Source organism: Azospirillum canadense (assembly GCF_025961225.1).
In the GTDB taxonomy this organism is placed as follows: domain Bacteria; phylum Pseudomonadota; class Alphaproteobacteria; order Azospirillales; family Azospirillaceae; genus Azospirillum; species Azospirillum canadense.
In genome coordinates this window covers 2,167,278-2,179,557 of the sequence record NZ_JAOQNG010000001.1, presented here as the reverse complement: position 1 = coordinate 2,179,557, position 12,280 = coordinate 2,167,278, and the positions used below count along the sequence as shown (strand labels likewise).

Genomic DNA, 12,280 nt, shown 5'->3' with positions numbered 1-12,280 from the left:
AGGGTTAGGGTGGGGGCCCAACGCCAGGACTCGTCCACTCACTCCGCCCGAAGCTTGGCCACGGCCTCGTCGGAGGGGAGGTACTTGGCGCCGTCGGCGTAGTGCCAGTCCTTCATCGTGCCGCGGCCGTCCTTGACGGTCGTCTTGCCGACATAGGCGCCCATGGTCGCTTGGTGGTCGAGCGCACGGAAGGTCACCGGGCCGAAGGGGCTGGTCACCTGGAGGCCGGACAGCGCGTCCACGATCTTTTCCGGATCGGTGGAACCCGCCTTGTCGATGGCGGCGGCGATCGCCTTGAAGGTGGTGTAGCCGACGACCGAGCCCTGGCGCGGCGGCTCCTTGAAGCGGGCTTGGTAGGCGTCGCGGAAGGCCTTGTGCTCCGGCGTGTCGATCTGGTCCCAGGGATAGCCGGTGACGATCCATCCCTCCGGCGCCTCGTCCTTCATCGGCTCCAGATACTCCGGCTCGCCGGTCAGCAGGCTGACCACGGGGCGGTTGCGGAACAGGCCGCGGCCATCGCCCTCGCGCACGAACTTGGCGAGGTCGGCACCGAAGGTGACGTTGAAGATCGCGTCCGGCTTGGCGGCGGCCAGCGCCTGCACCGTCGGCCCGGCCTCCAGCTTGCCCTGGACCGGCCACTGCTCCGCCACGAACTCCACGTCCGGGCGCTTTTCCTGCAGCAGCTGCTTGAACCAGGACACCGCCGACTGGCCGTATTCGTAGTTGGGCGCCACGGTGGCCCAGCGCTTGGCCGGCAGCTTGGCCGCTTCCTCCACCAGCATGGCCGCCTGCATGTAGGTGCTGGGGCGCAGGCGGAAGGTGTAGCGGTTGCCCTTGGTCCAGGTGATGGCGTCGGTCAGCGGCTCCGCCGCGACAAAGGGGACCTTGTTGCGCGCCGCGAAATCCGCGACCGCCAGCCCGACGTGCGAGAAGTAGGTGCCGGCCAGCAGCGCCACCTTCTCGTTGCTGACCATCTCCTGGGCGACACGGACGGCGTCGTCCGGCTTTCCGGCGTCATCGCGGGAGACGACCTCCAGCTTGCGCCCGCCCAGCAGGCCGCCGGCGCCATTGACCTCCTCCACCGCAAGCTGCCAGCCCTGGCGGTAGGGGATGGTGAAGGCCGGCAGGCCGGTGTAGCTGTTCACCTCGCCGACGCGAATCGGCTCCCCGGATGTCTGGGCGTATGAGGCGACAGGCTGGGTGGCGGCGAAAAGGGCGGCGGCGCCCAGCAGCAGAAGGGTGTGGCGGCGGTTCATGGTCCTGCGATACCCCGGCGCGGTTGGCGGATTCGGCGGCGCAACCCTGTGCAACGGAAACCCCTGCGAGGGAGAACCACCGCGGTGGCCGCGTGAACGCGATGGCTGCGTTCATAGCAAACCCACCGCAAAAGTCACCGTTCCGTTGCATCGCAACGCCCAAACCGCTTTACCGGGTTTGGTCCCGTCCAACCGTCTCCGGCGCCATCAGGGCACCGTCACATCAGCCGGGACAGGAGCGACAGGAAGGTCGCCTGCTCGTCCGCCGACAGCGGCTCCAGCGTCCGGTCGTGGGCCTGCATCGCGTTGGCGAGCAGCGTGCCGACCAACGTCTGGCCGGGCCGCGTCAGGCGCACGCTGGTGCGCCGCCGGTCCTGGGGATCGGGATGACGCTCCACCAGGTTGCGTTCCACAAGGCGCAGGATGACGCCCTGGGTGGTCGCCGGATCCATGAAGGTGAAGCGCCCGAGCTGGTTTTGCGAAAGTGCGCCTTCGGTCCGCAGCGTCACCAGGGCCGCCCATTGGGTCGGGGTGAGCTGTGCGTCGCCGATGACGTCCATGAAGATGGAGGAAGCGCGCTGATGAGCCCGGCGAAGGCGATAGTGCACCTGTTCGGTGAGTAAGTATTCGTCAGGTGCTGTTTGGGCGATGTGATCCATGTGCGCACACGAGCTTTGCATGGCCGTCCCGTGGAACGGGACCAGCGGAGGGGCTGCGGAGCGGCGCGTGCGGGCGTCTTTTCGGGCCAAGGCGTCAATTCGAGGTGAAACCTCAAATGTATGCCAAATGCGAGCGTGCTCCGCAGAGAAGCCTATGTACGCAATTCTTCACGGGCAACGTTTGTTTCTGCGGCATAGGGCCACAGTCTTGGATTCTTCACCTTTTAATAACCTAAAGCATTCGTTACCAAAAAACGGTGTAGGGTCCAAACAGTCGACGTTGTGCCCTTGCGGCGGTCTTTTCAGCCGAACGTCTTAGGTTGGTGTTACCAAACCGATTGCCCGGGATTCAATTAGGGATTCTGCTTAGGCGGGTATGTATTGGGCGGCGGAGTCTTTTCGCGATCCGATTGCGGGACGTCTCCTTCGGGCGGGGGCACGCTGCCGGGCGTGTAGGGGGGCATCCGGTCGTCGCTGGGGTGGGTGGGCGACTTCGGCGGCGGAGGCGTGTCGATCCGCTTCGTCATGTGGCGTGTCTCCTGTCCTGCGGACTAAACCCCTGCTGAACGGAAGGACGCCGGGACGGTTCCCCCGCCTTGCGCCGTTCCCGGTCGTATGACGTTTGATGTAAGCATTGGCGTGCAAAGCAATAGTCCGCGCGTCTGACGCAAGTCTTGTTGCGCCAACAGCACACAAACGCGCAAAAACCGCACGTGGTCGGCTTCACTGTTGCATTGACATCACGGTATGAGTTGTCTTTGCAGCGACTGCCCGCTTCTGCTGGAGCGGCGATTGCAGAGTAACCCGGCCATTCGGCCTCCGACCGTTTTCCGGCCATTCGGCCGGCCGACCGATACGTGCCACTGATTTCAGCCTAGCGCGGTGACCCATGAAGCCCAGTTCCCTGTCCTTCCTCGCCCTCGCCCTCGCGTCGACCGTCCTGACGACGCTGCCGGCGTCCAAGCCCGTGAACGCCCAGGAACTGCAGCGCGGCGAGACCGTGCTGGAGCGCCGCCGGCCGGAGGTCGAACAGCTCGGCATCCGCCTCGGCTCGTTCCGCGTCCTGCCACGCCTGGAAACCGGCGTGACCTATGAAAGCAACGTCTTCGCGACGGAGAACAACACCAAGAGCGACGCGATCTGGGTGACCCAGCCGCGCGTCGACGTCCGGTCTGATTTCAACAATCACGCGCTGAACTTCTCGGCCGGCGGCAGCTTCGGCAACTATTTCGACTACAGCAGCGAGAATTATCAGGACTACCGCGTCCAGACGGACGGGCGATACGACATCTCCCGCGACTCCTCGATCAGCGGCCTGATCTTCAACCGCCGCGACCACGAGGGCCGGTCCGACCCGGACATCCAGACGACGGCGGGCCAGTCGCGCTTCTCGGAGCCGGTGAACTACTACACCACCGGCGCCGACGTGGCCTACAACCAGCGCCTCAACCGCCTGCGCTTCCGCCTGTCGGGCCTCGCGCACTACACCTCCTACGAGGACGCGAAGCTCACCAACGGCACCAAGGAGTCGCAGGAGGACCGCGACCGCTGGGATTACGCCGCCACCGGCCGCGTGGGCTATGAGTTCATCGAGGGCTACGAGGCCTTCGTCCAGGGCACCTACTCCTGGACCCGCTACCGGATCAGCCCGGACTTCGGCGGCATCCGGCGCGACTCGGACGGCTACGAGGTCGTCGCCGGTCTGTCGAACGACCTGACGGGCCTGATCACCGGCGAGATCTACGCCGGCTATCTCAGCAAGAAGTACGACGATCCGTCGCTGAAGGACTTCAGCGGCCTGGCCATCGGCGGCCGGCTGAACTGGACGGTCACCCAGCTGACCACCGTGACCGCCTCCATCAGCCGCCAGGTTCGCGAGACGACCTTCACCCAGAGCGGCCAGCAGGCGTCGAGCTACAACCGCACCGTCATCGCGCTCGGCGCGGACCACGAACTGCTGCGCACCCTGCTGCTGAACGCCCGGCTCCAGTACCGCCAGGACGACTTCAACGGCGTGGACCGCACCGACAACGTCTACACGGCCGGCGCCGGTGCCAGCTACCAGTTGAACCGTTATCTGTACCTGAACGGCGGCTACACTTACGAAAAGCGTAGCTCGAACCTCAGCGGCTTCGATTACTCCGACAACCTGGTCTATCTCCGCGTCGGCGCCCAGTTGTAACCAACCGGCCTGGACTTAGGAGAGCTCTGCAAAAAGGGCGTTGGCCGACCGGCCGACGCCCTTTTCGTATTCCGGCCTATACGGTGGCGCGAATCCTTTTCCTCCGTTGGCGTTACTTCCTCTCCACTTTTTCCCAAGCGCGTGCGAGTTGCTAGTCTCCCTCCGAGACCGCACAGGGGCCGGACTGTCCACCAGGACAGACGCGCCCCGATGTCCCCACGAGCCAGGGAAGGGTAAGGGATGAAACGACGTCACGTGTTCCGCGCGCTCGGGTTGACCGCGATCGCGGTCGCCATGGCCGCCTGCTCCGGTGTGGATGCGCCCCTTGAGACGGCCGATGTCGGCCAGATGACGGATTACCGTCTGGGCTCCGGCGACGCGCTGCGCGTCATCGTGTTCGGCGAGGAGCAGCTGTCCGGCGAATTCCGCGTCGACGGTTCCGGCAAGGTGGCCATGCCGCTGATCGGCGAGGTGCCGGCCAAGAACCACACGACCCGCGAACTGGAGTCCGACATCGCCAAGCGCCTGTCGCAAGGCTACGTCAAGGACGCCAAGGTCAGCGTCGAGGTGCTGAACCACCGTCCCTTCTTCATTCTGGGCGAGGTGCGCAACCCCGGCCAGTACCAGTATGTGAACGGAATGACCGCCATGGCCGCGGTCGCCATGGCCGGTGGCTACACCTACCGCGCCAAGGAAGACTACGTGCTGATCACCCGCGGCGCCGACCCGAAGAAGGAACTGCGCAAGGCTCCGATCACCACGCAGGTGATGCCGGACGACGTGCTGCGCGTTCCGGAACGGTATTTCTGATCCTTCTGGTCCCGGGCTCTTTCCAGGGCCCGTTCCAGGCCCATCCGCCGGCAGCAGCGGAACGACGCCTCCCTCTCCCCGCCTGGGGAGAGGGATTTTTTCGTTTGTGGGCGCGGTTTGTGGGGAGCGGCGGGCGGCTATTCGTTCCGCTTGTCCCGGCCACGGTAGTCGCCGGTCATGAAGGCGTCCGCGCCCTTGGCGTGGCCGGGCGGGGTGCGCTGGTCCTCCGGGACCTCCATGTCCGTGGCGATCTCCGGCGGCGGGCGCGTGCCGGCCGCCTCGTCATCGGTGCCGAGCGGGGAGGCCGCGGGATCGGCGGCCGGCACCTTGTCTCCGGTCAGCCCCTTGTCGGTGGCGTCGCGCAGGCGCTGCGCTTCCATGTTCGGCGGGTTGCGGGAACGGTCCGGGGGCGACTCGGCCATGCGGGAACCTCGGTCTGGTGTCGGATGCATCCCGTACCAACCGGGCGCGGCCATACCGGTTCCGGGCCACATGTGGTCCGGAGAGATTCAGGCGTCTTGCAGGTCGGGGTCGTCGAGCGAGGCCAGCCAATCCGCCATGTCGATCATCGGCGGCGGCTTGGCAGCGTACCGGGTGGCCTCCACCAGTTCCGTGTCGGCGGTGTTGGAATGGACGATGAACCAAAGCATCAGCCGGTTCACCTCGTCGCCGGTGATGGCTCCGCCGTTCCGCGCGGTTTCGGCCAGCGAATCGACGGTGGCGAGGAAGCTGCGGTGCGCGTGCTCATGCTGCTCCCGCCGGTCGGGTGCAAGGGCGGCCATCTCCGTCGACTCGGTGTCGAAATGATGTGCCAGCTCGGCCCGCAGGGCGATCAGTCCCGCGGCGTCGGCACCGCCGCGGCTCAGGGACTCCAGGATGTCCATGATCGCACCGTGCTCCGCGTCAATGGCGTCGGAGCCGGTGGCCTGCAGCGTGTATCCGGAAACGGCGTGCGTCATGCGGATCCGGTGCTTCGGGATGGCCTTCGGGGAATGGTGCCGGTTGCAGGGCTCGAACCCGCGACCGTAAATCCCTTTACAAAACAGTGGCTTAGCGGGCTGACTGATCGTCGCGTGGACCGTTGCCGTGGACTGTTGCGGATATGTCATGATTGCCGATTCGGCCGGCTATATCAACGATTCTGGCGGCACTCAGGCCGACGCCGATGGTCATCGCTGGCGTTCGATGACACGGCCCTGGCGGCGGCCGAGGGTGTCCCGAATCACCCAGTCCTTGTTGATGCCCTCGCGTGTCACCGTGCCCTGGCGCCGGCCGAGGGTGTCGTAGATGTCGTAGGTTTTGCCGTCGCTGCCGCGCGGGACGACGCTGCCGGCGCGTTCGCTCTTGTCGGTGCGGAGATCGAAGCTCTCGGGCTTGCTGCGGTCGGCGGCGAGCGCAGGTGCGGCGAGGAGCACAAAAGCGACAGCTATGCGCAACAGCACGGTGGGCTCCTTCACGCTGAAGACTGCCCAATTCATGTAGGTGTCGGTGGTCAGACCCCATATCGGCGCTGGCACTCGTCGGCGATAGCGGCGATGTCGCGGTCGGTCAGGTGAGCGGCGGCAAAGGCGTCCTGGATCTCGACGATGCCGGCCATTCCGGCGCGGTCGAGGTCGTCGTGCGGCAACGCATTTCTGGCCCGCTGGAGGGCTGCCACGCGGGCGGCGTCGCTGTCGCGCGCGGCCGTCCGGATAGCGTCATCGAACGCGATGAAGCACTTGGCGGCATTGCCCTCGGCCCCGGACAGCGGGTGGGCCTGGACGGCCGGCGCGGCGAGCAGCAGGGCGACGAGGAGCGGGAGGGCGCGGCAGACGGCGGGCATGGCGGAGCTCCAGTAAGGCGGTTGCGTTTCTACGCTTTCTACGCAACCGCCCCGGATCAAGCTGGAGCTTAGTAGGAGTTGAGCATTCCGCCTGGCCGCTTCTGCCGAAGCATCACGTCCACCACCACTGAGCGCACGGTCGTCTCTACCTGCTTGCCGATCTGCGCGGCCAGCGCCGAGTCGGCCTCGCGGTTGCCGCTGGAGCCGCCGTTCACCTCGATCTGGTTGTTGGCCGTGATGCTCGTACCGCCGCCATTCATCGCGGCGTTGATCAAGCGATCGGCGTTGATCATCGGCTCCGGGGTAAAGACGGCCTCCCCTTGTTTGACGATGATTGAAATCTCGCCGCGCAGGAGGCCGCCTTCGTGGACTTCGGGGCGCCAGCCCACAGCGACGACAATGCCGTCGATGTGAAACTTCGAGCTGGTGGCGGCGAGCGTTGCCATGCCGGCTGTGTCCATCGGACACGGGTGGAGCGCAGCGGCCTGCATGATTACAAGAGAATTACGTGGAAGAGTTGGGCCTGCGGGTTTTGTCCACCGGCACCCGCATGACGCATCTGCAAACCGAACGAGGACAGGGGAAATACCCGGCCAAACCAATTGGGTAGTTGACCACACCACCAGTGGCGGCGATGTATTAACTTTATTTCGGTACGCCTTGGAGAATCCTTGTGGCGAATGTATTGCCGGCCGGCGCTGGCCTAGAGCCACTCTCGGGCGAGCGGCATTTCCGTCTGCTCGTGGATAGCGTGCACGACTATGCGATCTACATGCTCGACCCGCAGGGGGTGGTGAGCAGCTGGAACGCGGGCGCGCAGAGGTTCAAGGGCTACACCGCCGACGAGATTATCGGCCAGAATTTCTGCCGCTTCTACGCCGAGGAGGACCAGCGGGCGGGCGTGCCGCAGAGGAACCTTGCCGTCGCCACGGCGGAAGGACGGTTCGAGACGGAAGGCTGGCGCGTCCGCAAGGACGGTAGCCGCTTTTGGGCGAGCGTCGTCATCGTCCCCATCCGCGACGACTCCGGCACGCAGATTGGCTTCGGCAAGGTTACCCGCGACATTACCGAGCGCAAAGCCGCGCAGGACGCCTTGCGGCTGAGTGAGGAGCGGTTCCGCCTTCTGGTCCAGGGCGTGACCGACTACGCCATCTTCATGCTCGACACCTCCGGGCACGTCACCAACTGGAACTCCGGCGCGCAGCGCATGAAGGGCTACAGCGCGGCGGATATCGTCGGCCAGCACTTCTCCCGCTTCTACACCGAGGAGGACCGGGCCACCGGACTGCCGGCGCGGGCGCTGCGGACGGCGGAGCGGGAGGGGCGCATCGAGATGGAGGGGTGGCGGCTGCGCAAGGACGGCAGCCGCTTCTGGGCGAGCGTCGTCATCGACGCCATCCACGACGACCAGGGCACGCTGATCGGCTTCGGCAAGGTCACCCGCGACATCACGGAGCGGCGGGAGGCGCAGATCGCCCTGGACGAGGCGCGCCAAGCCCTGTTCCAGGCGCAGAAGATGGAGGCGGTGGGCCAGCTGACCGGCGGCATCGCGCACGACTTCAACAACCTGCTCCAGGCCATCGGCGGAAGCCTTGAACTGCTGGAGCGGCGGCTCGCCGCCGGACGGACGGACGTGGGAAAGTATGTGGCGGCCACCCGCGCTTCCGTGGACCGGGCCGCAGCTTTGACGCAGCGCCTGCTCGCCTTCTCCCGCCGGTCGCCGCTGAAGCCTGAGAGGGTCGCCGTCAACGACCTCGTGACCGGGATGCTGGAGCTGATCCAGCGCTCAGTTGGCGAGGCCGTGCAAGTCGATCTGGCCCTAGCCGACGCCCCGTGGCCCACCTGGGCCGACGCCAACCAGATCGAAAACGCGCTGCTCAACCTTGCCATCAACGCGCGGGACGCCATGCCAGAGGGCGGGCACCTGACCATCGCCACCGGCAATGTCCACCTGGACCAGAACTCCGGCGCCGCTGATGCCAACCTGAAGCCCGGCGACTACATCCGGCTGACCGTCACCGACACCGGCGTCGGCATGCCGCCCGACGTGCTGGCGCGCGCTTTCGAGCCCTTTTTCACCACCAAGCCGCTGGGCCAGGGCACCGGCCTGGGGCTGAGCCAGCTCTACGGCTTCGCCCGTCAGTCGGACGGGCACATACATATCGACAGCGAGGTCGGCCGCGGCACCACGGTGACGCTCTACCTGCCACGCTACAACGGCGCCGAGGAGGTGAAGCCGACGCGCTCCGACGAGCCTGAGTCGCCCGACACGCCGGCAAGGGGCACCGTGCTCGTGGTGGAGGATGAAGCCATTGTCCGCATGCTGCTGGTGGAGGCGTTGCGGGAGCGCGACTATGCTGTGCTGGAAGCCGAAGACGGCACCGCGGCGGCGGCGATCGTCGCCTCGGAAGAGCGGATCGATCTGCTGGCGACAGACGTTGGCCTGCCCGGCATCAACGGGCGCCAACTCGCCGAAATGGGCCGCGCGATGCGGCCGGGTCTGAAGGTGCTGTTCCTGACCGGCTACGCCTACAATGCCGCCATGGACAAGGAAGCACTGGGGCCGAACACCCAACTCCTCAGCAAGCCCATCCGCATCGAAACATTTCTCACCAAGGTCAACGCGATGATAGCGGGCGGCTAAGGCAACTCGCGTTGCTAAAGCTGCTCGCGCCTATGCTGCCGATCTGGCACTGGAATGTGGCGCCGTCGCGCTCGGCCGTTTGGATGCCGACGCGGAAGGAGCGGGTGTCGAGGTCGAGAACGGCGACGACGGCTCCGGCGCCGGCAGCCATATCAGGCGGTCCTGCCGAAAGTTGCGGCGATGCGACGGGCGAAATCTGCGCCGCGACTGGCGGCGCGGCGTAGGCGAGCAAAGCCCGTTTGATTGGTTGCTGTTGGGCGGGTCAGGCCGCGCGGCGGCGCTGAGCGCCTCGACGACAGGCTCCTGGGGCCTGGTGACGCGGCCCGGCCTGGTGCTGCTGGCGCGCGTCGCAGTGACGGATTCGGTGCGGGCGCCAGCCGGGCGGCGGCCCGGCTGGTTGGTCGTCCTCGTGGGGATCGAGTAGCTGCACCGCGGCGGCGTGCGCGGCGCACCAGGTCTGCCACGTCGCCAGGGCGCCGAGCTCGTGGAAGTAGGCCCGGCGGAGCGGCAGGATTCCGGCATGGGTACCGGGCCGCTCGAACCCGGCGCACCAGGCGATGACTTCCTGCGCGGTGACGCCGAGCTGCCGGGCGATGGCGGCCGGGGCCAGGTCGGGCCTAGTCGCCCACAGGAGACGCGCGGCGAGGCGGACGGCAGGCGTCATGCGGCGCCGTCCGGGTCGAACATGTTCGCCATATCCGCCTCAATCCGGGTGCGCAGCTCGTCCGCGTCGTCGGCCGACATGATGCGGACCGTGAGCGGCGCCGGTTCATCGGCCTGCGCCACGTCGAGCGCGCCGAGACGCTGCAGAAGAGCCACGGCGTCCACCAGCGCCGTCACGGTGGATTTGAGGCCCTGCGGCCCGACCGGCGACGGCGCAGCCGGGTCGCCGAGGATTTGATGGCCGCGCAGGAGCGCCAGGCGCGCAGCGGCAATGGCCGCGGCCTGGGCGTCGTCGGCGTCGATCGCCACGGTCGGGGCGCTGGTGGTGCTGGCGGACGCTGCGGGCGCGGCGCTGGCAGGGCGGAGCTTGCGCCGCGCCTTCGTTACTGCCTGCCGACTGACGCCGAGCTGGTGTGCCACGTCGGACACGCTGAGCGTGCCCGCGTCCAGCGCGTCGAGCATGGCATCGTCTAGGCCGGCTAGGCCGGGCCGGGAGGGGTCCTTGCGGCCCATGGCGTCACCGGCGCGCGCCGGAGGGGAGAGTGTGCGTGTCGCGCTCGAATGCCGCGGCGATGCGGTCCAGGCCGCGGCCGGCGCGATCGCCTGAGCTGCGGTAGTGCTCCTTCACCGGCTGGCCGTCGTCCTCGTAGACGAATTCTGTGGCGCCAGCCTGCGCGTTCGTGACGCGGCGGGTCCGCCGGACGACGTTGCGCGCCCGGCCCGCCTGGAGCTCGTGGAGCGCGGCGCCGACGCCGTTGTCGTGCTGGGCCTGGGGCTGCGTCTGCTGCGCCTGGTCGCGTTGGTCGAGCAGCTGCGCGTAGGTGCTCCACTTGCCGGAAAGCTGCTGCCACTCCGCAATCTCGTCGCCGCTGAGCGGCTGGTCGGCGGCGATCTTCCGGCGGATCGCAGCGGCGGTGTTGAACTCGTCGCCCTGGAAGCCGGCGCGGGCGATAATGTCGGTGATGAGCATGATGGTCGTGTCCTTCCTGGGCTAGGCGGCGAAGCGCTGGCAGGCCTTGGCGCGCTGCGCGCCGATCAGCTGGTCGGCGGCGACATTGGCCGCGTCCCACGCCTCCGGCGACGTGTCGCCGCTCTCCTTCTCGAACAACGCCCGCACAATGCTCGCGGCGTCGGCTTTGGCGCGGCGGACCTCTTGCGTGACGACGCACAGGGTCGTCTTCGAGATCTCGAAGAGGGAGCTGTAGTCCTCGTCCGTCTTCGACTTGTCGGCGACGAAGGTCTTGCGGATCGCCAGCTTCGTCACCGGCGCCAGGGTATACTTGCGCACTGTCGTATCCTCGCTGTTTGTACTTGCCAATCATGGTACAGCAGCGGGATTCGGCTGGCAAATCGGCGACCGCCTGGTCGTCGAGGAGCCGGTCGTGGTCGGACGTGTCGGAGGCGCCGGCCGAGGTTGCGCTCGCGGCGGTGTCGCCAGGCCCGATTTCCGGCCCCTGTGTGTGTTCTGAGGGAGCGGCGACTACATCCGTGACTGGGACGGCCAGAGGCCCCTCATTGGGCTTCTGGCGGACAATCTGCGCGGTGATGGGCTGGCCGCCCGGCTGGCCCAAGTTCCTGCGGCCGGCGAGGTACCGGTGCAGGCCCGCCAGGTCGAAGACAGTCTTCACGACGACGCTGATGTCGGCGTCGGGCTTGCGGGCGCGCTGGCGGCGCGCCTCGACGTAGGCGTTGATCGCCGGCTGCCGCCAGGCCGTCCACTTCCAGGCGTGTTCCCCGTCGAGGCGAAGCTCAGCTTTTGGGGTCACGGTCGGCCTGGAGGAGCGGGGCAGGAAGACGACGATGTGCAGGTGGCGGTGGATGGTGCCCTTGCCGGGGATGAACGCGCCGTACCACACGAACGGCCTGTCGCCGAGCATGGCACGGAGGCGCCGCTCGAGGCCGGCGACTGCGTTCTTCACCAGCTCGCCCGGTGCCAGGTTTGTGGTCATGAACAGGAGGTCGAACAGCTGGTGCTCGACGGCGAGTTCGATCGACCGGCGTAGGTAGTGGTCGAGGCGTTGACGCTTGCTCAGCCGACGGATGGTCGGGAGGGCGATCTCCTGCCTCACGTCCTCGAACATGCCGAGCGTAACTTGGTCGAGCAGCTGGTCGTCGATCGCCTTGATGGTCGAGGAGAGGGTGGTCGAGGAGGTGATGCGTGGGGTGGTACCTAGGACACTCTCCTCGCCGCCGGCTAGGCCGCGGGAATCGGCCAGCGCCAAGGGGCCGAGCGCTGTCGCGTCG

At 67.1% G+C, this 12,280-nt stretch carries 15 protein-coding genes; 4 read left to right on the top strand and 11 right to left on the bottom strand.

All coding sequences use genetic code 11. The features are described 5' to 3' along the window. Positions 1 to 38: 38 nt before the first annotated feature. Together M2351_RS10395 and M2351_RS10390 are read right to left on the bottom strand one after the other, a co-directional pair. Positions 39 to 1,256, bottom strand: a complete 1,218-nt coding sequence (locus M2351_RS10395) for an ABC transporter substrate-binding protein (protein WP_264656002.1) — start codon at positions 1,254 to 1,256, stop codon at positions 39 to 41. A gap of 218 nt (positions 1,257 to 1,474) precedes the next feature. Then, positions 1,475 to 1,864 (bottom strand): MarR family winged helix-turn-helix transcriptional regulator, encoded by a 390-nt coding sequence (locus tag M2351_RS10390; RefSeq protein WP_264656001.1) that lies wholly within the window; start codon positions 1,862 to 1,864, stop codon positions 1,475 to 1,477. A 940-nt stretch (positions 1,865 to 2,804) separates the two neighbouring features. On the opposite strand from M2351_RS10390, the gene M2351_RS10385 reads away from it, so the two are divergent. Then, positions 2,805 to 4,097: an outer membrane beta-barrel protein gene (locus M2351_RS10385; protein ID WP_264656000.1), complete on the top strand. Its 1,293-nt coding sequence runs from the start codon at positions 2,805 to 2,807 to the stop codon at positions 4,095 to 4,097. A gap of 240 nt (positions 4,098 to 4,337) precedes the next feature. Beyond that, on the top strand, positions 4,338 to 4,907 hold the full coding sequence (locus M2351_RS10380) for a polysaccharide biosynthesis/export family protein (RefSeq protein WP_264655999.1): 570 nt from the start codon (positions 4,338 to 4,340) through the stop codon (positions 4,905 to 4,907). Between the two features lie 137 nt (positions 4,908 to 5,044). On the opposite strand, the gene M2351_RS10375 is transcribed toward M2351_RS10380, so the two are convergent. The 5 genes from M2351_RS10375 to M2351_RS10355 form a co-directional block, all read right to left on the bottom strand. Next, positions 5,045 to 5,329, bottom strand: a complete 285-nt coding sequence (locus tag M2351_RS10375; RefSeq protein ID WP_264655998.1) for a hypothetical protein — start codon at positions 5,327 to 5,329, stop codon at positions 5,045 to 5,047. Positions 5,330 to 5,416: 87 nt separating this feature from the next. After that, positions 5,417 to 5,866, bottom strand: a complete 450-nt coding sequence (locus tag M2351_RS10370) for a hemerythrin family protein (RefSeq protein WP_264655997.1) — start codon at positions 5,864 to 5,866, stop codon at positions 5,417 to 5,419. A gap of 210 nt (positions 5,867 to 6,076) precedes the next feature. Continuing rightward, positions 6,077 to 6,385: a hypothetical protein gene (locus M2351_RS10365; protein WP_264655996.1), complete on the bottom strand. Its 309-nt coding sequence runs from the start codon at positions 6,383 to 6,385 to the stop codon at positions 6,077 to 6,079. A gap of 14 nt (positions 6,386 to 6,399) precedes the next feature. Continuing rightward, complete coding sequence (locus M2351_RS10360; protein WP_264655995.1) at positions 6,400 to 6,729, bottom strand: hypothetical protein; 330 nt, start codon at positions 6,727 to 6,729, stop codon at positions 6,400 to 6,402. 68 nt (positions 6,730 to 6,797) lie between these two features. Further along, positions 6,798 to 7,175 carry a hypothetical protein gene (locus M2351_RS10355; RefSeq protein WP_264655994.1) on the bottom strand — a complete coding sequence of 126 codons (378 nt, stop codon included), beginning with the start codon at positions 7,173 to 7,175 and terminating at the stop codon, positions 6,798 to 6,800. Between the two features lie 227 nt (positions 7,176 to 7,402). On the opposite strand from M2351_RS10355, the gene M2351_RS10350 reads away from it, so the two are divergent. Further along, positions 7,403 to 9,373 carry a hybrid sensor histidine kinase/response regulator gene (locus M2351_RS10350; RefSeq protein ID WP_264655993.1) on the top strand — a complete coding sequence of 657 codons (1,971 nt, stop codon included), beginning with the start codon at positions 7,403 to 7,405 and terminating at the stop codon, positions 9,371 to 9,373. A gap of 262 nt (positions 9,374 to 9,635) precedes the next feature. On the opposite strand, the gene M2351_RS10345 is transcribed toward M2351_RS10350, so the two are convergent. The 4 genes from M2351_RS10345 to M2351_RS10330 are packed head-to-tail and all read right to left on the bottom strand — an operon-like array spanning position 9,636 to position 11,324. Beyond that, on the bottom strand, positions 9,636 to 10,037 hold the full coding sequence (locus tag M2351_RS10345) for a hypothetical protein (protein WP_264655992.1): 402 nt from the start codon (positions 10,035 to 10,037) through the stop codon (positions 9,636 to 9,638). Then, on the bottom strand, positions 10,034 to 10,498 hold the full coding sequence (locus M2351_RS10340; RefSeq protein WP_264655991.1) for a hypothetical protein: 465 nt from the start codon (positions 10,496 to 10,498) through the stop codon (positions 10,034 to 10,036). The genes M2351_RS10345 and M2351_RS10340 overlap by 4 nt, the downstream gene beginning before the upstream one ends. 55 nt (positions 10,499 to 10,553) lie before the next feature. After that, positions 10,554 to 11,006: a hypothetical protein gene (locus M2351_RS10335; protein WP_264655990.1), complete on the bottom strand. Its 453-nt coding sequence runs from the start codon at positions 11,004 to 11,006 to the stop codon at positions 10,554 to 10,556. A gap of 21 nt (positions 11,007 to 11,027) precedes the next feature. Then, positions 11,028 to 11,324, bottom strand: a complete 297-nt coding sequence (locus M2351_RS10330) for a hypothetical protein (protein ID WP_264655989.1) — start codon at positions 11,322 to 11,324, stop codon at positions 11,028 to 11,030. 307 nt (positions 11,325 to 11,631) lie between these two features. Between M2351_RS10330 and M2351_RS10325 the strand changes: the two genes are divergently transcribed. Next, complete coding sequence (locus M2351_RS10325) at positions 11,632 to 12,039, top strand: hypothetical protein (protein WP_264655988.1); 408 nt, start codon at positions 11,632 to 11,634, stop codon at positions 12,037 to 12,039. The last annotated feature ends 241 nt before the right edge of the window (positions 12,040 to 12,280 follow it).